Origin of the sequence: Amycolatopsis azurea DSM 43854, assembly GCF_001995215.1 — a bacterium.
Taxonomy (GTDB): Bacteria; Actinomycetota; Actinomycetes; order Mycobacteriales; family Pseudonocardiaceae; genus Amycolatopsis; species Amycolatopsis azurea.
In genome coordinates this window covers 275,789-294,746 of the sequence record NZ_MUXN01000027.1, presented here as the reverse complement: position 1 = coordinate 294,746, position 18,958 = coordinate 275,789, and the positions used below count along the sequence as shown (strand labels likewise).

Below are 18,958 nucleotides of genomic sequence, written 5' to 3'. Positions count from 1 at the left end.
ATGGGACTCGAGAAGATCGTCGGCACGATGCGGGACAACTTCACCGTCCGGCGGGTTTTCGGCGAGCCCGTCGAGAAGGACGGTGTCGTGGTGATCCCGGCCGCGAGCATCATCGGCGGCGGGGGCGGCGGGCACGGCACCGAACAGGAAAAGGAAGGTGAGGGCGGCGGGTTCATGCTCGCCGCGCGGCCGGTCGGCGCATACGTGCTCAAGGGCGGAGACGTGCGCTGGGTGCCCGCGGTGGACCTGACCTTCCTCGGCGTGGTCTTCGCCATCACGGTCGCGACGATCCACAAGGCCAGGCGGCGGGCTCAGCTCCGGCCCTGAGCGGTGATCCCGGTCAGGATGAGATCGATCCCGGTGAGGAACTGCTCCCGGTCGTCGTGCTCGCGCACCTGGCCGGCGATGGATTTCAAGAACGGGAACTCGCCGGGATCGAGTCCTTCCCACGCGTCCACCGCGGCGCGGAGGAATTCGGCGCGGTCCGTTCCGCCGAACCGGAGAACCTGGGCGTTCGCTGCGTTCTGGCCCGCGGCACCGAAGATGTAGTGCACGAGCGCCGAGGTCGCGGTGAACCACGTGGCTTCGGGGACGCCGAGCGCACTGACCCGTCGTCCGATGCTCTCGAAGATCCGCGGCGTCACCGTGCCCCACGGGCTGCGGGAGAGCTGGACGGCGAGCTGCGTGGAAAGCCACGGATGCCGGTCGATCGCTTCGAACAGGCCCAGTGCGACGGCGCGGATCTCGTCCTGAGGCGAGCCCACGCCGGGCTCGGCGGTCAGCGCGTCGGCGATGACGGAGTCGGTCGCGGCGTCGAGCAGTTCGCCCTTGTTCGCCAAATGCCAGTAGATCGCACCCGGTCCGGTGGCGAGACGTTCGGTCAGCGTCCGGAAGGTCAGCCCGCGCTCGCCGTCCGCGTCGAGCAATGCGACGGCGGCCTCGACGATGCGCTCGCGCGAGAGTGCGTCCGCGCGGGTCCGTTGTGCCATGCCGCCATCCTGGCAGCTGCGTCGAGCGGGCGCGGACAGGTCGCATTCGGGTTAGTTTCCCTGTATGGCGAAAAGCTCGGCGGTGGAGATCGAGGTCGGCGACCGGACGGTGCGCGTCTCGAACCCGGATCGCGTCTACTTCCCGGCGCGGGGTGAGACCAAGCTCGACCTGGTCCGGTACTACCTCGCGGTCGGCGACGGGATCGTGCGGGCGCTGCGGGAGCGGCCGTGCATGCTGCACCGGTTCCCGTCCGGGGTGTCGGGGGAGAAGGTCCACCAGAAACGGGTCCCGAACGGGGCGCCGGAGTGGCTCCAGACCGTCCGCGTCGACTTCCCTTCCGGCAGGCACGCCTACGAACTGTGCGTCACGCATCCCGCCGAAGTGATCTGGGCGGTGCAGATGTCGACCGTCGAGTTCCACCCCTGGAACTCCCGCCGTGCCGACACCGAACGCCCCGACGAGTGGCGGATCGACCTCGACCCGATGCCCGACTGCCCGTTCTCCACCGTGCGGAAGGTCGCCCACACCGTCCACGAGATCCTGGACGAACTCGGCATCACCGGCTGGCCGAAGACCTCCGGCGGGCACGGTCTGCACATCTACGTCCGGATCGAGCCCCGGTGGGGTTTCCAAGAGGTCCGCCGTGCGGCGCTCGCCTTCGCGCGCGAGGTCGAGCGCCGGATGCCCGATGAGGTCACCACCACCTGGTGGCGCAAGGACCGTGACCCGTCGAAGCTGTTCGTGGACTACAACCAGAACGCTCGCGACCACACGATCGCGAGTGCTTACTCCGTGCGCGGCGTACCCGAAGCCGTCGTCTCGACACCGATCAGGTGGGACGAGATCGACGACGTCGAACCGCGGGAGTTCACCATCGCCACCGTGCCCGCGCGCTTCGCCGAACTCGGCGACCTGCACGCGGACATCGACGACACGGCTTACTCGCTCGAGACCCTGCTCGACTGGGCCGAGCGCGACGGCCTCGACGCCGAGGCCGAGTGACCGCCCCTCCCGCATTTAGAGGACTAATTGCGGGAGTGGGCGCTTGGCGACGTAGGCGGTGGCGCGGGGAGCGAAGGTCGAGTTTCCTTCGCACAGCCGAGGGCCCTCGCGCGGTTTGGTGGTGACTGCTGAGGTTCCTGGGGCACTTGTGGTGACATGGCGTTCCGTGAAGGCCTCCTTTACTACCTTGCGGGTAGGCAAGGAGGCCTTCACCACCAGCCAGCCAACCCGGCCCCCGCAATTAGGTGACCAATTGCGGGGAGGGGCGTGGGCTCGGCCGCGCGGTTCGGGCGAGGCGAAGGGGGAGGTTGCGAAAGCCACGTTCGCAACGTTGAAGGTTGCGAACGTGGCTTTCGCAACGCTTCGGGGACTCCGCCGCCCACGAGGACGGATGCCCCGGGGTGAAGGGGACTTTCCGCTCGTGCGATGAGGGGAAAGTCCCCTTCACCACGCTGGTCGCCACCGAACACCGGTCCGTGAGGGCCTCCTTGAGGGACCCAGAGTCCCTCAAGGAGGCCTTCACGGACGTGGCACCTGACAGGAAACCTTTGCCTTTCTGCTCAATAGAACCGTCCTAGCCACTCACGACCGACCCGGCCCAAGACCGCCGGGTCACTTGCCGACGTAGGCCGCCAGGTGCTCACCGGTCAGCGTCGAAGCCTTCGCGACGAGGTCGGACGGCGTGCCCTCGAAGACGACCTTGCCGCCGTCGTGGCCGGCGCCCGGGCCGAGGTCGATGATCCAGTCCGCGTGCGCCATGACCGCCTGGTGGTGCTCGATCACGATCACGGACTTGCCCGCGTCGACGAGTCGGTCGAGCAGGCCGAGCAGGTTTTCGACGTCGGCGAGATGCAGACCGGTGGTCGGCTCGTCGAGGACGTAGACGCCGCCCTTGTCGCCCATGTGCGTCGCGAGCTTCAGCCGCTGCCGTTCACCGCCGGACAGCGTGGTGAGCGGCTGGCCGAGGCTGAGGTAGCCGAGCCCGACGTCGTTGAGCCTGCCGAGGATCGCGGCCGCGGCGGGGATCCGTCCTTCGCCTTCGGAGAAGAACTCCAAGGCTTCGGACACCGGCATGGCGAGCGCCTCGCTGATGTTCTTGCCGCCGAAGGTGTACTCCAGCACCGAGGCCTGGAACCGCTTGCCGTCGCACTCCTCGCAGGTGGTCGCGGTACCCGCCATGATGCCGAGGTCGGTGTAGATGACGCCCGCGCCGTTGCAGTTCGGGCAGGCGCCTTCGGAGTTGGCGCTGAAGAGCGCGGGCTTCACGCCGTTGACCTTGGCGAAAGCCTTGCGGATCGGTTCGAGCAGACCGGTGTAGGTGGCCGGGTTGCTCCGCCGCGAGCCGCGGATGGGCGTCTGGTCGACCGAGACCACACCCTCGGCCGCGGGGATGGATCCGTGGATCAGCGAGCTCTTGCCGGAACCCGCGACACCGGTGACGACGCAGAGGACGCCGAGCGGGACGTCGACGTCCACGTTCCGCAGGTTGTGACGGTCCGCGCCGCGGATCTCCAGGTTGCCGGTGGGCTCGCGGACGCTGTCCTTGAGCGTCGCCCGGTCGTCGAGGTGCCTGCCGGTGCTGGTGTCGCTGGCACGCAGGCCTTCGACACTGCCCTCGAAGCAGATCGTCCCGCCGTTCGTGCCCGCGCCGGGACCGAGGTCGACGACGTGGTCGGCGATCGCGATCGTCTCGGGCTTGTGCTCCACGACCAGCACCGTGTTGCCCTTGTCGCGCAGCTGCTCGAGCAGGTTGTTCATCCGCTGGATGTCGTGCGGGTGCAGGCCGATGGTGGGCTCGTCGAAGACGTAGGTGACATCGGTGAGCGAGGAGCCGAGGTGCCGGATCATCTTCGTGCGCTGGGCCTCACCACCCGAAAGCGTGCCGGACGACCGGTCGAGGGAGAGGTAGCCGAGACCGATGTCCACGAAGGAGTCCAGCGTGTGCTGCAGCTTCTCCAGCAGCGGCGCCACCGACGGCTCCTTGAGCCCGCGGACCCAGTCGGCGAGGTCGCTGATCTGCATCGAGCACGCGTCGGCGATGTTGATCCGCTTGATCTTCGACGACCGCGCGAGCTCGCTCAGCCTGGAGCCGTCGCATTCGGGGCAGACGGTGAAGGTGACCGCCCGGTCCACGAACGTGCGGATGTGCGGCTGCATCGCCTCCCGGTCCTTGGCCAGGAACGACTTCTGGATCGTGGGGATCAGACCCGAGTAGGTCAGGTTGATGCCTTCGATCTTGAGCTTGACCGGCTCCTTGTAGAGCAGGTCGTCCATCTGCCGTTTGGTGTACTTCTTGATCGGCTTGTCCGGGTCGAAGAAGCCGCAGCCACGCAGGATGCGGCCGTACCAGCCGTCCATGGAGAAACCGGGGATCGTCAGCGCGCCCTCGTTGAGGGATTTGGTGTCGTCGTACAGCGCGGTGAGGTCGATGTCGTTGACCTTGCCCCGGCCCTCGCAGCGGGCGCACATACCGCCGGTGATGCTGAACTCGCGGCGTTCCTTCGTGGTCCGTCCGCCCTTCTCGAGGGTCACGGCACCCGCGCCGGAGATCGAGGCGACGTTGAAGGAGAAGGCCTGCGGGGAGCCGATGTGCGGCTTGCCGATCCGGCTGAAGAGGATGCGCAGCATCGCGTACGCGTCGGTGGCGGTGCCGACCGTGGAGCGGGGGTCGGAGCCCATCCGCTGCTGGTCGACGATGATCGCGGTGGTCAGGCCGTCGAGGACGTCGACCTCGGGCCGGGCCAGCGTCGGCATGAAGCCCTGCACGAAGGTGCTGTAGGTCTCGTTGATCAGCCGCTGCGATTCGGCCGCGATCGTGTCGAAGACCAGTGAGCTCTTGCCCGACCCGGAGACGCCGGTGAACACCGTCAGCCGGCGCTTCGGCAGCTCGACGGCGACGTTCTTGAGGTTGTTCTCGTTCGCGCCGAGTACGCGGATCAGATCGTGGCTGTCGGCGGGGTGTTCCTCGGGCGGCTGCGGCCTCGTGGTCTTGCGCATCGTTTCTCCATCCTGATGTAGGCCGCGTTCACGGTCCGTCAGCCTCTTCGGGCTCGATCTAACCAGCTGCGAGCCGTTCTTCCTCGTCGTTCGCGCTGTGCGCCCGCGACGGTGATCACGCTAAGCGAAACCGGGCCGTCGTCGCTTCTCGATTCCTGATCGGCCCGTCAGACGCTCCAGCCCTCGCTCTTGGTCGCCTTCAGATAGTCCTCGACCGGCGGCCCGACCGGCCTGCCCTCGTACTGGGTCGACAGCACCACCGACGACCTGATCTCGCCGTGTTTGCCCAGCCGTTCGAAGAGACCTTCGAGGTGTTCGAGCGACACGGCCCGCACCTTCAGCATGGTGCAGCGGTCGCCGCTGAGCCGGTGCAGCTCGACCACCTCGGGGTAGTCCTCCGACTTGCTGGTGCGCAGCAGGCAACTGCCGAGCGAGCAGCGCATTTCGACGAACGCCTGGAGGTCGTACCCGGCACGGCGCGCGTCGACCTGGGCGCGATACCCGGTGATGACGCCCGCCTCCTCCAGCCGCCGGACCCGTTCCGCGACCGCCGGCGCGGAGAGGTTCACGCGGCGGCTCAGCTCCTTGAACGAGAGCCTCCCGTCGCTCTGGAGCGTTTCGAGGAGCCGCCAGTCGAGGTCGTCCAGCGCTCTTTCCGATCGTAAGGTCATCGAGCCCGGATTCCTTTCATGATGGGCCCCGCACCCCCGCGAGGCCTTCGGAAGCCTATTCGCCTCGGCGGCCGGAATCCCTAGGTTTGAATCATGAAACCGATGTTCGCGCTCTTCATGGGCGTCGCCTGCCTCAGCACCGCGGTCGTCGGCCTGTCCACCACGGCGGCGCTGATCGTGGTCGACCACGCCGGTGCCGCGTGGAGCGGCCTGCCGAACGCCGTGCTGGTACTCGGCTCCGCCGTGGGGTCGCTGTCTTCGGGCGCGCTGGCCGCCCGCTACGGCAGGCGGCTCGTCCTCGTGCTGATGTACGGCGCCGCGGTGATCGGCGCGCTCGTCTCGTTCGCCGGTGTGCTCGGCGGATCGGTGCTCGCGCTGGTGGCGGGGATGCCGTTGATCGGTTTCGGCAACAGCGGGGCCCAGCTCTCGCGGTACACGGCCGCAGACCTGGCTCCGGAGCGCCGCAAGGGTTTCGCACTGTCCACAATGGTCTGGGCGGGGACCGTCGGAGCGGTCGCCGGACCCGCACTGATCGCGCCGGCCGCCGCACGGGCGGAGGCCGCCGAACTGCCCGCCCTGTCCGGCCCGATCGCGGCGGGTGCGGTCGTCGTGGCCCTCGCCGTGGTCGCCGTCGTCACCCTGCCGCGGAACCTCGCCGCCCCGGTGGAGAGGGCGCCGAGGCGGGAGCGGATGTCCGTGCGGAACCCGGTGATCCTCGGGCCTCTCGTGGCGATGGTCGGGGCGCAACTGGCCATGGTGGCGGTGATGACGATGACCCCGGTCCAGCTCCACGAGCACGGTCAGGGGCTCGACGTCGTCGGCTGGGTGCTGAGCGCCCACCTGATCGGGATGTTCGCGCTGGCGCCGTTGTCCGGCTGGATCACCGATCGCTGGGGCGGCCGCGCGACCATCTTCGGCGGGATCGGCACGCTCACCGTCGCCGCGGTGACCGCGATCGGCGCTCCCGATTCGCATCATGTGGGCATCCCGGTCGCGATGTTCCTGCTGGGCTACGGCTGGAACCTGGTGTTCGTCGGCGGCAGCGGACTGCTCAGCCGCGATCTCCCGCCCGCTCAGCGGGCGAGGGCGCAGGGCACGGTCGACGCCTTCGTCTGGGGGACCTCCGCGGCGGCGAGCCTGCTCGCCGGGCAGCTGTTCGGCCTGGGCGGATACGTCCTGGTGGCCGTCGCGGGCGGTCTGTGCGCCCTCGCCCCGCTCGCGGTGCTCGGCCGTCGCGTGGCCGTGGCCGAGCCCGTTGAAAAAGCCGGGCTCCGCTGATCTGCGAAACCCGGGCCCTGCCGTCATACTGCTTCACTCCGACACGAACGAACGGACACGAACGAACCCGTGATGACGCAGATCACGTCGGTGACCGATTCGGAGGGTCTTAGGGTGAAAGCAGACAAGGTGCGGGAGATCGGGGGTGCACGATGAGCGAGTTCGCGGTGAATCTGCGGGACCGGGTACGGCAGGCGAGGGAGGACGTCCGGATCGCCAGGCGGGACTCGGACGACGATCGTGCCTCGGCCGTCGGCGCCGATCTGGCCAACCTGGAGCGGCTGGCCGCCGAGCACGGCGTGGACCTGCCGGAGCAGGCCTCGGACGACACCCGGGCGTGACCCCGGGTTCCGTACCGGTGATCGGCCTTTGACACCCTGGGGCGTGTGACCGAAAGCCTGAACCGGATCCGCGCCTTCCTGGCGGACCGCGAGCCGCCGACACCGTGCCTGGTGGTGGACACCGACCTGGTCGCGGAGCGTGCGGCCGCGGTCGCGGCGGCGTTCCCGGACGCGCTGATCCGGTACGCGGTCAAGGCGAATCCCGCTCCCGAAGTGCTCGACGCGGTGTTGTCGACGGGAGCGGGTTTCGATGTGGCGGGAACGGCGGAGATCGCGCTGTGTCTGTCCAGGGGCGCGCGAGCGGCGGAACTGGCCTACGGCAACACGATCAAGAAACCCGCGGACATCGCGTCCGCGTACGCGCGCGGCGTCCGTGAATTCACCACGGATTCCGCGGGTGATCTGGCGAATCTGGTCGAGCACGCCCCGGGTTCGCTGGTCTCGGTCCGTCTGCTGACCGGCGGACCGGACTCGGTGACGCCGTTCGGCACCAAGTTCGGTTGCGAGCCGGCGGTGGCCGCCACGCTGCTCCGGCAGGCCGTGGAAGCCGGGCTGCGGCCCGGAATCGCGTTCCACGTCGGTTCGCAGCAGCCGGATCCGGCGGCGTGGGAGATCGGGATCGCGACCGCGGCCAAGGTCGCCGCCGAGGCGGGTGTCGGCCTGGAGCGGCTCAACATCGGCGGCGGGTTCGCCACCGAGCACCGCGAATCCGTGCCGTCGCTGACGGAGTACGCGGCGGTGATCCACGCCGCCCGCGAAGCGCATCTGCCGGGACCGGAACTGCTGCTGGAGCCTGGCCGCGTGATCGTCGCCGACGCCGGGCTCATCCGGACCGAAGTCGTCCTGGTGACCACCCGCGCCGCCGCCGACGAACGCCGCTGGGTCTACCTCGACGTCGGCAGGTACAACGGAATGGCGGAGTGCGAAAACGAAGCTGTCGCGTATCGGCTGGAGGCTGTCGGCGTTAAAGGTCCGGAAGGACCGGTGGTTCTCGCGGGGCCGACCTGCGATGGTGACGACGTGCTGTACCAGCGGACGCCGTGCGCGCTGCCGATGTCGCTGAAGGCGGGCGACCGGCTGGACATCCCGGGTACCGGGGCCTACACCGCCAGCTATTCTTCGGTCGCTTTCAACGGAATCGAGCCGTTGCGCACCTATTGTGTGGGGAGGTTCGCCGATGCCGGGTGAAGAACCGCTCGTCGGCCGGTTCGCCGGCCGCCACGTACTCGCGGAGTTCGAGGGGATCGAGCCGTCGCTGCTCGACGACGCCGAACTCCTGAAGAAGACGCTCGCCGACGCGGTGACCGAGGCGGGCGCGACGGTCTGCGAAGTCGTGTCGCATTCCTTCGCCCCGCAAGGGGTCACCGCGCTCGCGCTGCTGGCCGAATCACACGCGTCGGTGCACACCTATCCGGAGATCGGATCGGTGTTCGTGGACGTGTTCACCTGCGGGGACCGGGCCGATCCGGAGCGGGCGGTCACGCTGCTGGCGAAGATGCTGGGCGCCGGCACCGTCCGGATGTCCACTGTGGAACGAGGAGAGAACTGATGGCGCCACGAGTGATCGTCGAGCCGATGGGCGCGGGGCTCACCCGGAACTGGGACGTCGAGGAGGTCCTGTTCGAGGGCCGTACCGCGTTCCAGAACGTCCTCATCGGACGGACCGCGCAGGGGATCTCCCTGTTCTGCGACGACGAACGGCAGAGCACCGAACTGAGCCAGCTCGTGTACCACGAAGCGCTGATGGTCCCGTCGCTGCTGCTCGCCGAACGTGTCGAGCGGGTGCTGATCATCGGCTCCAGCGAAGGGGTCGCCTCCGAGCTCGCCGTCGCCGCGGGGGCCGAAGTGGTCGATCACGTCGACATCGACGCCGAGGCGGTGCGTGCCTGTGCCGAACACCTTCCCTACGGCTACACGCTCGACGATCTGGCCCGAGCCGAACGCGGCGAGGGGAGGGTCCGTGTCCACTACCGCGACGGCTGGGAGTTCCTCGCCGAGGCGAAGGAACGCGGGGACACCTACGACGTGGTCGTGATCGACCTGCCGGACGAGAACGACGATCCGGCGGCTCAGCACAACCGGTTGTACGGCGCCGATTTCCTGGCCAGGTGCACCGCGCTGCTCACCGACGGGGGAGTGGTCGGCTGTCAGGCGGGCTGCCCGACGATGTGGCGCAACCAGACGCTGATCGCGTCGTGGCGCCGGTTCACCGAATCGTTCGGGACCGTTCTCTACTACGGCTCGGACGAGCACGAGTGGGCTTTCCTGAGCGGTAGGACCGATGTGCTCGACGATCCCGGCGCCCTTGTCGCTGAGCGGATCGGCAAGGCGGGAATCGGCGAGTCCACTGTGGACGAAGAAGCTCTGCGGGCGAACACCGTGCCACCGATTTCGTTGCGGCGTCATTGAGAATACGCGGGATCGTCATTCATCGAGATGACCGCCGTGTCGCCACGCGCAGGATCCTCCATCTGGGCGTTGCCGGGTGTCCGGTCCTCGCGCCAGAATCGCTCCAGTGAATAGCTGCCGCGAAGAGATCGCCTCAGGGGTCGACAGGGAATCCGCGGTCTGCGCGGCATTCGCGAGTTTGACCGCGAGTGTCACGGACGACCTGGGACCGGACAGGGTCGTGGACACGTTGTCCAGCGAATGCGTGCGGCTGCTGCCGATCGATTCGATGGAGGTCTTCCTGCCGGGACTGAAACTCGAGCGTCATCCCGCGGTCGTCGAGGAGGGACCGGCGCTCGAGTCGTTCGAAACCGGGAGCGACGTCGCCGTCGTGGACCTTTCCGCCGAGGTTCGGCGCTGGCCCGACTACGTGGCCAGAATGGTGGAACTGGGCTATACCGCGGTTTCCGCGATTCCCTTGCGTGCTATGAAGGAAACCGTCGGTTCGATCGCCTTCCTCGGTACCGAAACCGCGGTCCTGAGTGCCGAAGACCACCGGCTGGGACAGGCGCTCGCCGATGTCGCGACCCTGTGCCTCCTGCAGCAGCGGGAGTTGCACCACTACCGGACGCTTTCGGGCCAGTTGCAGACCGCGCTCGACAGCAGGGTGATCATCGAACAGGCGAAGGGCATGCTCGCCGAGCGCGCCGGTATCGACGTCAGCGTCGCCTTTCAACGCTTGCGTGCCTTCGCTCGCAGCTCCAACAGGAAGCTGTCGGAGGTCGCGCACAAGTTCGTGGAAGGCACGCTGGACGGCGAAAGGCTCCTCCGGCCGCGCGGCCGGTGACAACTGCCGCATAGGGCCCGGCAATTGCTGGTAGGGCCGTTGGTCACCGGAACCGGGGACTTGTCCCGGTGAACGCGCGACCGTGCGGCCCTTGGGCACGAGGACCTGATCGGAAAGGCTTCACGTCTAGGAGAGGATGCGTGAAGTCATGGCGCTGCTGGGAAGCCTACTTGGGAAGAGTCGTTCGGTGCGGCCGAGCCTGCTTCCGTTGCTGGAGTTGAGGTCGGCGGTACTGACGCTGCGGTCCGGGTACGGGCTGGCGCCGACCGGGTCGGGGACGGTGTGCTTCTTCGCCGAAGGCCGTCCGAGTGCGGGGACCGAGGCGGAGATCATCGCCGGTCTCGCCGGGGACTCGGCCCGCCGCAACCTGGTCACCCACGACGCGCACGGGCGGACGATCGTGCGCTGCTGGCGGGAGAACGGGGATCTGGGCTGGCTCCTCGACGACCTCGTCGACGTCAACGAGAAACTGGCTCAGGCCGGGTTCGCGGCCTGGCTGCTGCACAGCACGGTCGACTTCGCCGAGCTGCGGGACATGCGGCATCCGAAGCTGACCATGGTCTACCGGCGGGAACGCGGCGCGTTCTACCCCTTCTCCCCGCGCGGGACCCGCGGCCGGGACCGGGCGATGGAGCTGAAGATCCGCTCGTCGCTGACCAGGATCGTGCGGATGGAGTCCGACATCGGCCGATGGCGCCCGGTGTGAGGCGCAGCCTCAGCAGGACACGCCGCTGAGCCAGCCGCGAAGCCGCTGGACGCGCCGGTCCCGAGGGCGCTGCTCGGGTTTCGCCAAGAGCCTCGGCAGCTTCTCGAGTGCGATGGAGATCAGCGGCCGGGCGGCGTCGGCGTGTCTCCCGGGGCGGCGGCGGGTCTCGGAGATTCTCGTGGTCACGTCCCGATCACCCTTCCCGCGCGACGGTTCCGGTTGTCCGTCGCCTTCGACGATGCGGTATCGCGAACCGTTCCGGTCAGCGCCGAAGGTAGTGCCATCGAGGGCACAAAGACCCCTCTCGGTCGTCGGACGGGTACTGCTGGTCACGGGTTGGCGTCGAACCGGCCGGACGGACGGCGACGGTGGGACAATGTCCGCCGGAATCCCCGTCTCCGTTTCGGAAAAGGACTTCATGCCCTGTACCGGCGCCGCGCCGGAGGGGCAGGCTGTCGGCGGACGTCCGCCGGTTCCGGCGGCGGGACGGGAGGCCGGTGATGACCGGGATCCAGCGGCGTGCCGCCGTGGTCGTCGGCGTGGACGCCTCGCAGTCGTCGCGGGCGGCAGTGCGCTGGGCCGCCGGTGAGGCGGCGAGACGGGACAGCACGCTGAAGCTCCTTCACATCGACGGTCGCCGCTGGGAAGGCGGCGCCGCGCAGGACAACCTCACGGCCGCGAGTGTCGCGAGAGAAGCCGAACCGGCGGTGCCCACCGAGCACGAGGTGAAACTCGGCGGGATCGCCGACGAGCTGCTCGCGGCGTCGAGGTCGGCGTCGCTGCTGGTGCTGGGAACCCACGGGTTCGGCGCGCTGCGCGGAGCCCCGATCGGCGTCGTCGCCACGGAGGTGGCCGGGCACGCGAGATGCCCGGTGGTCGTCGTCCGCGGCCTGACCGCTCCCCGCCGGGGCGAGGTGGTCGTCGGCGTCGATCCGTCCAGCGACAGCGAACGGGCCCTGGGGTTCGCGCTCGACAGCGCTTCGGCGCGGAACGCCGCCCTGGTCGTCGTGCACGCCTGGCACGACAGCGTCCTCGAGGCCGGAGCCGAGTCGTCGAGTGTCGAAGCGGCGGAAGAACGCGCGCTGCGGGACCGGGTGGCGGCCTGGCGCGACAAGTATCCCGGCGTCGCCCTCCGGCTGGTGGTCGTCCGTGACCGCAACGTGGCCCGTGCGCTCATCCGAGTGGTTCCGCACGCGGGACTGATCGTCATCGGATCATCCGGTGCCGGGCTCGGGAGCACCGCGCAAGGGTTGCTGAGCCGCGCCCGATGCCCGGTCGCGCTGATCGGCGAAGCCGCACGCGGGTGAATGCGGCCGCGGGCAGGATTGATTTCCGGGAATCTGTCGGACAATGGTTCCGGCGAGACGACGATCGACGGAGAAGGTGCATGCCGAACCCGACTTTTCCGCGGCCCGTGACCCCGGCCGCGGCCCCGATCCGAGTGCTGCTCGTCGAAGACCACAAGATGGTGGCCGAGGCGCTCGGCGCGGCGTTCGAGGAATTCCCTGAGATCGACCTGGTGGCGTCGGTGGAGTCCCTTTCGCACGGGATGATCGCGGCGGAGGAGCACTTGCCCGACATCGTCCTGCTCGATCGGCGGCTGCCGGACGGCGACGGGATCGAGGCGATCGCCGGGTTCCACACCATTTCGCCGTCGATCAGGGTGCTCGTGCTGACCGGCGACGCGAACAGCGCCATCGCCGCCAGGATCCTCGAGGTCGGCGGAGCCGGTCTCCTGCTGAAGTCGGGCCTCCTCGACGAGCTGGTCACGGCGATCCGGAAGGTCGCGGCAGGCGACGTGGTCATCGACCCGGAGCTGCTCAGCGGCGCGCTGGCCATGCTGGCGGGGAGCGCAGGCAGGCTCGGGCCGGTGTTGACCCTGCGGGAGCGGCAGGTGCTCGGGCTGATCGCCGACGGCGCGGGAACCGACAGGATCGCCGAAGAGTTGCGGCTCGCCCGGAATACCGTGCGGAATCACGTGCAGCGGATTCTGATGAAGACCGGCACTCATTCGAAACTCGAAGCCGTGGCGCACGCACGGAAGAATGGCCTCCTCGAACGGCCGTAGCGGGGGGACGTATCCGAGTGCAAAGCTGCACTATGGCCATGCTGCCATCGGAACAGGCGCCTGAGCATCGCAGCGCTGTGCTCTTCGAGTTGTTCGTGCACAGTGTCGTCGACTACGCCATTTACATGCTGGACGTCGACGGCCGCGTGATCAGCTGGAACCCCGGTGCGCAACGGATCAAGGGGTATTCCGAAGAGGAGATCCTCGGCCGTCATTTCTCTGTTTTCTATCCCGAGAACGACATCGCCGGAGGGAAGCCGGCCGAGGAACTGCTGATCGCCGCCGAGATGGGGAGCCATGAGGACGAGGGCTGGCGGCTCCGCCGCGGTGGCGAGCGGTTCTGGGCGAGCACCGTGATCACCGCGTTGCGGGACGAAAACGGTGCCCTCGTCGGTTTCGGCAAGGTCACCCGTGATCTCACCGAACGCCTGAAAACGCGGGAGGAGAACAGCGGCTGGCAGCAGGCGTTCGCGCATTTCGTGCGTGCACAGGAAACCGAACGTCGCCGTATCGCGTGGGATGTTCACGATGATTCCATCCAGTCGATGATCGCGGTGAGCATGCGGTTGCAGATGCTCGCCGCCCAACGGCGGGATCCCGCGTTGATGCACCTCGACGAGGCCATTCAAGGGGCGATCCGGCGATTGCGGCTCCTGGTCGCCCAATTGCGGCCGCCCGCGCTGAACGACGACGACCTGGTCGCCTCGGTTCGCGACTTTCTCGACGACGTCGTCGAGGGCTGGGGGCTGGACTGCACGCTGCGGCACGATTTCACCGCCAAACCGCCGCCCGACATCGTCGTCACCGCCTTTCGGATCCTTCAGGAGGCGTTGGTGAACGTGCGGAAGCACGCGAACGCCACCGCCGTCGTGGTTTCTCTGACGAGCCAGGACGGCGGCCTGCTGGCGAAGGTCGTGGACAACGGCGACGGGATGAAGACGGACGCCGAGACTTCCCGCGACGTGTCGTCGGGCGAGCACATCGGCATGGCGTCGATGCGTGAGCGTGCGGAAGCGGCTCAAGGATGGTTTCGGATTTCCAGTGGCCCCGGCGATGGCACGGCGGTCGCCTTCTGGATTCCGCTGGGCCTTCCCGGGCTCGCGCGGAGATGACGGTAGCCCCCTGGACCTGCGGGGAGCCAGAACGAAGGAGGCATTTCGATGCCGGAACCGGGAAGCAAGCGCGGTTCGAGGGAAGCGGTCCGAGTCGGCGGTGCGATCGACGACGAGGGGCTGCAGCGGCTGCTGGAGGGTCTGAAAGCCGTTCGTGACGGCGATTTCAGTACCCGGCTACCCCAGGTGGACGACGTCCTGATGGACGAGATGGCGGTCGTCTTCAACGGGATGGTCGACCAGCTGGCGCTTTTCACCTCCGAGGTCACCAGGGTCGCGCGGGAGGTGGGGACCGAAGGAAAGCTCGGCGGCCAGGCGGCGGTGCCCTCGGTTTCGGGAACCTGGAAGGACCTCACCGACTCGGTGAACGCGATGGCGGGCAACCTCACCGGTCAGGTCCGCGACATCGCCGGAGTGGCGACGGCGGTGGCGAAGGGCGATCTGTCCCAGAAGATCACCGTCGACGTCAAAGGCGAGATGCTGGAACTGAAGAACACGATCAACACGATGGTGGATCAGTTGTCGTCGTTCGCGGACGAGGTCACCCGGGTGGCCCGTGAGGTGGGCAGCGAAGGCAGGCTTGGCGGCCAGGCGGAGGTGCCGGGTGTGGCGGGGACCTGGCGGGACTTGACGACGTCGGTGAACTTCATGGCGGGCAACCTGACCGACCAGGTGCGGTCGATCGCCGAGGTCACCACGGCGGTGGCGAAGGGTGACTTGTCGCAGAAGATCACGGTCGACGCGCGGGGCGAGATCCTGGAGTTGAAGAACACGATCAACACGATGGTGGATCAGTTGTCGTCGTTCGCGGACGAGGTCACGCGTGTCGCCCGGGAGGTCGGGACGGAGGGCGCGCTCGGCGGCCAGGCCCAGGTGCCGGGTGTGGCGGGGACCTGGCGGGATCTGACGACGTCGGTGAACTTCATGGCGGGCAACCTGACTGCGCAGGTGCGATCCATCGCGCAGGTGGCGACGGCGGTGGCGAAGGGTGACTTGTCGCAGAAGATCACCGTGGACGCGCGGGGCGAGATCCTGGAGTTGAAGAACACGATCAACACGATGGTGGATCAGTTGTCGTCGTTCGCGGACGAGGTCACGCGTGTCGCCCGGGAGGTCGGGACCGAGGGGCGGCTGGGTGGTCAGGCGGATGTCAAGGGTGTGTCGGGGACGTGGAAGGGCCTGACCGAGTCCGTCAATGTCATGGCGGACAACCTGACCGACCAGGTGCGCTCGATCGCCGAGGTCACCACGGCGGTGGCGAAGGGTGACTTGTCCCAGAAGATCCGCGTCGACGCGCGCGGCGAGATCCTGGAACTCAAGGACACCATCAACACGATGGTCGGCCAGTTGTCGTCGTTCGCGGACGAGGTCACGCGTGTCGCCCGGGAGGTCGGTACGGAAGGCAGGCTGGGAGGTCAGGCGGACGTCAAGGGTGTGTCGGGGACGTGGAAGGGCCTGACCGAATCCGTGAACGTCATGGCGGACAACCTGACCGACCAGGTCCGCTCCATCGCCCAGGTCGCGACCGCCGTCGCGCGAGGGGATCTGTCCCAGAAGATCACCGTCGAGGCCAAGGGCGAGGTCGCCGCGCTCGCCCAGACGATCAACACGATGGTCGACACGCTTTCGGCGTTCGCGGACGAGGTCACCCGGGTCGCGCGCGAGGTCGGCACCGAAGGCATCCTCGGGGGACAGGCGCGGGTGCCGAACGTCGCCGGCACCTGGAAGGACCTCACCGACAACGTCAACTCGATGGCGAACAACCTCACCGGCCAGGTCCGCAACATCGCCCAGGTGACCACCGCGGTCGCGCAGGGCGACCTCTCCCGCAAGATCGACGTCGACGCGCGCGGCGAGATCCTGGAACTCAAGACCACCATCAACACGATGGTCGACCAGCTCTCCGCGTTCGCGGCGGAGGTCACGCGGGTCGCCCGCGAGGTCGGCAGCGAAGGAAGGCTCGGCGGTCAGGCGGAGGTCGAAGGCGTTTCGGGCACCTGGAAACGGTTGACCGAGAACGTCAACGAGCTGGCCGGGAACTTGACACTCCAGGTCCGGGCGATCGCCGAGGTCACCAGCGCGGTGGCCACCGGCGACCTCACCCGGTCGATCTCCGTCGAGGCCCAGGGCGAGGTCGCGGAACTGAAGGACAACATCAACGCGATGGTCCGGTCGCTGCGCGAGACCACGCGGGCGAACGAGGAGCAGGACTGGCTCAACACCAACTTGGCGCGGATCTCGGGCCTGATGCAGGGGCACCGGGACCTGCGGATGGTGGCGACGCTGATCATGAACGAGCTGACCCCGCTGGTCGGCGCCCAGCACGGGACGTTCTTCCTCACCGAGTCCGGCGAGAGCGGCATGCGGCTGCGGCTCATCACCAGCTACGGGCACAGCGAGGAGCTGGGCTCACCCTCGGGCTTCGCGATGGGACAGTCGCTGATCGGGCAGGCCGCGCAGACCAAGAAACCGATCGTGGTGGACCGGACGCCGCCGGACTTCGTGAAGATCTCGTCGAGTCTCGGCTCGGCCCCGCCGGTCACCCTGATCGTGCTGCCGATCATCTTCGAGGACCAGGTGCTCGGCGTCATCGAACTGGCGTCGTTCGGCGAGTTCACCGCCGTCCGGAAGGATTTCCTCGAACAGCTGATGGAGACCATCGGCGTCAACGTCAACACGATCATCGCGAACGCGCGGACCGACTCGCTGCTGGAGGAGTCCCAGCGGCTGGCCGAGGAACTCCAAACACGGTCTGAGGAACTCCAGGCGCAGCAGGCGAAACTCCAGGTCTCGAACGCGGAACTGGAGGAGAAGGCCGAACTGCTGGCACAGCAGAACCGGGACATCGAGGTGAAGAACTTCGAAATCGAGCAGGCGCGACAGGAGATCGAGGAACGCGCGCAGCAGCTCGCGCTGGCGTCGAAGTACAAGTCGGAGTTCCTCGCCAACATGTCGCACGAACTCCGCACCCCGCTGACCAGCCTGCTGATCCTCGCCGGCGTCCTGTCGCAGAACTCGACCCAGAACCTGACCCCCAAACAGGTCGAGTTCGCCAAGGTCATCCAGTCCGCGGGCACCGACCTGCTCCAGCTGATCAACGACATCCTCGACCTGTCGAAGGTCGAGGCGGGCAAGATGGACATCCACCACGAGCCGTTCCCGCTGCGCCAGCTGCTCGACTACGTCGGCACGACGTTCCGCCCGCTGACCGCGGAGAAAGGGCTGGACTTCCAGGTCACGGTCGAACCCGACGTGCCGGAACTGCTGTTCACCGACGAGCAGCGGCTGCGGCAGGTGCTGCGGAACCTGCTCTCGAACGCGGTCAAGTTCACCGAGGACGGCAGCGTCGAGCTGCGGGTCAAGCTGGTCGACACGATCGTTTCGCCCTCCGCCGCCGGCCACGAGGCCCTGGTCGCGTTCAGCGTGATCGACACGGGGATCGGGATCGCCGAAGAGAACCTCGAGTCGATCTTCGGTGCCTTCCAGCAGGCCGACGGCACCACCAGCCGCAAGTACGGCGGGACCGGGCTCGGCCTTTCGATCAGCCGCGAGGTCGCCTACCTGCTCGGCGGTGAGATCCGGGCGGACAGCGTGCTGGGAACGGGCAGCACGTTCACCCTCTACCTGCCGGTGGCCAGGTTCACCGTGCCCGAGGGACCCGACGAGTCCACTGTGGACAACTCTGGGTCGGAGCGGCGGGTCCTGGTGGTGGAGAGCGAGAAGAACAGCCTGCTGACCCTGCTCGCCCGCGGTGTCGCCGCCGACGTCGCGGACAGCCACGGCTCGGTCCAGGTGCGGGCGGTGGGCAATCCGACGGAGGCGTTCGAGGAACTGAGACGAGACAGCTACCGATGCGTCGTGCTCGACACCAGTATCCCCGGGACGAGCGCGTTGACCTTCCTCAAACGGCTCGCCGAGGGGCCGGGTCCGGTCGAGGTCCCGGTGCTGGCGTACGCGACCCGCAAGCTCAGCGCCGCGCAGGACCGGTTGCTGCACAGCCACGCGCGGGTGCATCCCGTCGAACTGCTGCCGTCGTTGGACATGCTGCGAGAGCGCATCATGCTGCACATCTCGGCCAGTGAACTCGAAGGCATCCTGCCGTTGATGCACCAGCCCGAAGAGGCTCCGGCGACCCCCGAGGAGACGGCGAAGCTCGCCGACCCGCCCACCGAACCGCCGCGGCTGCAAGGGCGCAAGGTCCTGCTCGTCGACGACGACGCCCGCAACGTGTTCGCGATCTCGGGCATGCTCGAACTGTACGGGCTGTCGGTGGTGCACGCGCCCAACGGGCGCAAGGGCATCGAACAACTGCTGTCCGACGACGGCATCGATCTGATCCTGATGGACGTGATGATGCCGGAGATGGACGGCCACGCGACGACGGCGGCGATCCGAGAGATGCCGAAGTTCGCCGGCCTGCCGATCATCACCGTGACCGCGAAGGCGATGGAAGGAGACCGCGAGAAGAGCCTCGCCGCCGGGGCGAGCGACTACGTCACCAAACCCGTGAACGCGGAGGAACTGCTGGCTTGTATGGAACGCTGGCTCGCGGACTGAC

General features: G+C 68.0%; 17 protein-coding genes. 13 read left to right on the top strand and 4 right to left on the bottom strand.

What is annotated here, in order from left to right; all coding sequences use genetic code 11:
- Complete coding sequence (locus B0293_RS36260; RefSeq protein ID WP_005158943.1) at window positions 1–327, top strand: hypothetical protein; 327 nt, start codon at window positions 1–3, stop codon at window positions 325–327.
- On the opposite strand, the gene B0293_RS36255 is transcribed toward B0293_RS36260, so the two are convergent.
- Window positions 312–989, bottom strand: coding sequence for a TetR/AcrR family transcriptional regulator (locus B0293_RS36255; protein WP_005158940.1), 678 nt, complete (start codon window positions 987–989; stop codon window positions 312–314). The genes B0293_RS36260 and B0293_RS36255 overlap by 16 nt on opposite strands.
- A 64-nt stretch (window positions 990–1,053) precedes the next feature.
- Here B0293_RS36255 and ligD point away from each other — a divergent pair, with 64 nt between their 5' ends.
- Entirely contained in the window at window positions 1,054–1,992 is a 939-nt protein-coding gene (gene ligD / locus B0293_RS36250; protein ID WP_209437298.1) for a non-homologous end-joining DNA ligase, read from the top strand.
- 612 nt (window positions 1,993–2,604) lie between these two features.
- Here ligD and B0293_RS36245 read toward each other — a convergent pair.
- Together B0293_RS36245 and B0293_RS36240 are read right to left on the bottom strand one after the other, a co-directional pair.
- The gene (locus tag B0293_RS36245) at window positions 2,605–4,989 is read right to left on the bottom strand and encodes an ATP-binding cassette domain-containing protein (protein ID WP_005158938.1); all 2,385 of its coding nucleotides are present in this window, start codon (window positions 4,987–4,989) and stop codon (window positions 2,605–2,607) included.
- Window positions 4,990–5,156: 167 nt separating this feature from the next.
- A complete protein-coding gene (locus tag B0293_RS36240; protein WP_005158937.1) occupies window positions 5,157–5,660 on the bottom strand; it encodes an Lrp/AsnC family transcriptional regulator in 504 nt (167 codons plus the stop codon).
- A 93-nt stretch (window positions 5,661–5,753) separates the two neighbouring features.
- Between B0293_RS36240 and B0293_RS36235 the strand changes: the two genes are divergently transcribed.
- From B0293_RS36235 to pspAB, 7 genes are all read left to right on the top strand, one after another.
- Complete coding sequence (locus tag B0293_RS36235) at window positions 5,754–6,938, top strand: MFS transporter (protein ID WP_005158936.1); 1,185 nt, start codon at window positions 5,754–5,756, stop codon at window positions 6,936–6,938.
- Between the two features lie 152 nt (window positions 6,939–7,090).
- Window positions 7,091–7,279: a hypothetical protein gene (locus B0293_RS36230; protein WP_005158933.1), complete on the top strand. Its 189-nt coding sequence runs from the start codon at window positions 7,091–7,093 to the stop codon at window positions 7,277–7,279.
- A 45-nt stretch (window positions 7,280–7,324) separates the two neighbouring features.
- On the top strand, window positions 7,325–8,467 hold the full coding sequence (locus tag B0293_RS36225) for a type III PLP-dependent enzyme (RefSeq protein ID WP_005158931.1): 1,143 nt from the start codon (window positions 7,325–7,327) through the stop codon (window positions 8,465–8,467).
- On the top strand, window positions 8,457–8,828 hold the full coding sequence (gene speD / locus B0293_RS36220) for an adenosylmethionine decarboxylase (protein WP_005158929.1): 372 nt from the start codon (window positions 8,457–8,459) through the stop codon (window positions 8,826–8,828). Before B0293_RS36225 ends, speD begins: the two co-directional genes overlap by 11 nt.
- Window positions 8,828–9,688, top strand: coding sequence for a spermidine synthase (locus tag B0293_RS36215; protein WP_005158925.1), 861 nt, complete (start codon window positions 8,828–8,830; stop codon window positions 9,686–9,688). The genes speD and B0293_RS36215 overlap by 1 nt, the downstream gene beginning before the upstream one ends.
- A gap of 106 nt (window positions 9,689–9,794) precedes the next feature.
- The gene (locus tag B0293_RS36210; RefSeq protein WP_245191968.1) at window positions 9,795–10,514 is read left to right on the top strand and encodes a GAF and ANTAR domain-containing protein; all 720 of its coding nucleotides are present in this window, start codon (window positions 9,795–9,797) and stop codon (window positions 10,512–10,514) included.
- A 136-nt stretch (window positions 10,515–10,650) separates the two neighbouring features.
- Window positions 10,651–11,220 carry a PspA-associated protein PspAB gene (gene pspAB, locus B0293_RS36205; RefSeq protein WP_407640116.1) on the top strand — a complete coding sequence of 190 codons (570 nt, stop codon included), beginning with the start codon at window positions 10,651–10,653 and terminating at the stop codon, window positions 11,218–11,220.
- A gap of 9 nt (window positions 11,221–11,229) precedes the next feature.
- Here the strand turns inward: pspAB and B0293_RS43820 are convergent, their stop codons facing one another.
- The gene (locus tag B0293_RS43820; protein WP_005158916.1) at window positions 11,230–11,406 is read right to left on the bottom strand and encodes a hypothetical protein; all 177 of its coding nucleotides are present in this window, start codon (window positions 11,404–11,406) and stop codon (window positions 11,230–11,232) included.
- 314 nt (window positions 11,407–11,720) lie between these two features.
- Between B0293_RS43820 and B0293_RS36200 the strand changes: the two genes are divergently transcribed.
- The 4 genes from B0293_RS36200 to B0293_RS36185 all read left to right on the top strand — a co-directional run bounded on the left by B0293_RS36200 (window position 11,721) and on the right by B0293_RS36185 (window position 18,957).
- Entirely contained in the window at window positions 11,721–12,527 is an 807-nt protein-coding gene (locus B0293_RS36200) for a universal stress protein (RefSeq protein ID WP_039918449.1), read from the top strand.
- 80 nt (window positions 12,528–12,607) lie between these two features.
- Window positions 12,608–13,288 (top strand): response regulator, encoded by a 681-nt coding sequence (locus B0293_RS36195; RefSeq protein ID WP_039918446.1) that lies wholly within the window; start codon window positions 12,608–12,610, stop codon window positions 13,286–13,288.
- A 32-nt stretch (window positions 13,289–13,320) separates the two neighbouring features.
- On the top strand, window positions 13,321–14,400 hold the full coding sequence (locus tag B0293_RS36190; RefSeq protein WP_052014484.1) for a PAS domain-containing sensor histidine kinase: 1,080 nt from the start codon (window positions 13,321–13,323) through the stop codon (window positions 14,398–14,400).
- Between the two features lie 48 nt (window positions 14,401–14,448).
- Window positions 14,449–18,957 carry a HAMP domain-containing protein gene (locus B0293_RS36185; protein ID WP_143254720.1) on the top strand — a complete coding sequence of 1,503 codons (4,509 nt, stop codon included), beginning with the start codon at window positions 14,449–14,451 and terminating at the stop codon, window positions 18,955–18,957.
- Window position 18,958 lies beyond the last annotated feature (1 nt).

Bases quoted from the DNA above. Each gene is read 5' to 3' on its own strand.
- B0293_RS36195 (WP_039918446.1), top strand. From the start codon at position 12,608: ATGCCGAACCCGACTTTTCCGCGGCCCGTGACCCCGGCCGCGGCCCCG.
- B0293_RS36200 (WP_039918449.1), top strand. From the start codon at position 11,721: ATGACCGGGATCCAGCGGCGTGCCGCCGTGGTCGTCGGCGTGGACGCC.
- B0293_RS36230 (WP_005158933.1), top strand. From the start codon at position 7,091: ATGAGCGAGTTCGCGGTGAATCTGCGGGACCGGGTACGGCAGGCGAGG.
- B0293_RS36190 (WP_052014484.1), top strand. From the start codon at position 13,321: ATGGCCATGCTGCCATCGGAACAGGCGCCTGAGCATCGCAGCGCTGTG.
- pspAB (WP_407640116.1), top strand. From the start codon at position 10,651: ATGCGTGAAGTCATGGCGCTGCTGGGAAGCCTACTTGGGAAGAGTCGT.
- B0293_RS36240 (WP_005158937.1), bottom strand. From the start codon at position 5,660: ATGACCTTACGATCGGAAAGAGCGCTGGACGACCTCGACTGGCGGCTC.
- ligD (WP_209437298.1), top strand. From the start codon at position 1,054: ATGGCGAAAAGCTCGGCGGTGGAGATCGAGGTCGGCGACCGGACGGTG.
- B0293_RS36260 (WP_005158943.1), top strand. From the start codon at position 1: ATGGGACTCGAGAAGATCGTCGGCACGATGCGGGACAACTTCACCGTC.
- speD (WP_005158929.1), top strand. From the start codon at position 8,457: ATGCCGGGTGAAGAACCGCTCGTCGGCCGGTTCGCCGGCCGCCACGTA.
- B0293_RS36215 (WP_005158925.1), top strand. From the start codon at position 8,828: ATGGCGCCACGAGTGATCGTCGAGCCGATGGGCGCGGGGCTCACCCGG.
- B0293_RS36235 (WP_005158936.1), top strand. From the start codon at position 5,754: ATGAAACCGATGTTCGCGCTCTTCATGGGCGTCGCCTGCCTCAGCACC.
- B0293_RS36245 (WP_005158938.1), bottom strand. From the start codon at position 4,989: ATGCGCAAGACCACGAGGCCGCAGCCGCCCGAGGAACACCCCGCCGAC.
- B0293_RS36185 (WP_143254720.1), top strand. From the start codon at position 14,449: ATGCCGGAACCGGGAAGCAAGCGCGGTTCGAGGGAAGCGGTCCGAGTC.
- B0293_RS36255 (WP_005158940.1), bottom strand. From the start codon at position 989: ATGGCACAACGGACCCGCGCGGACGCACTCTCGCGCGAGCGCATCGTC.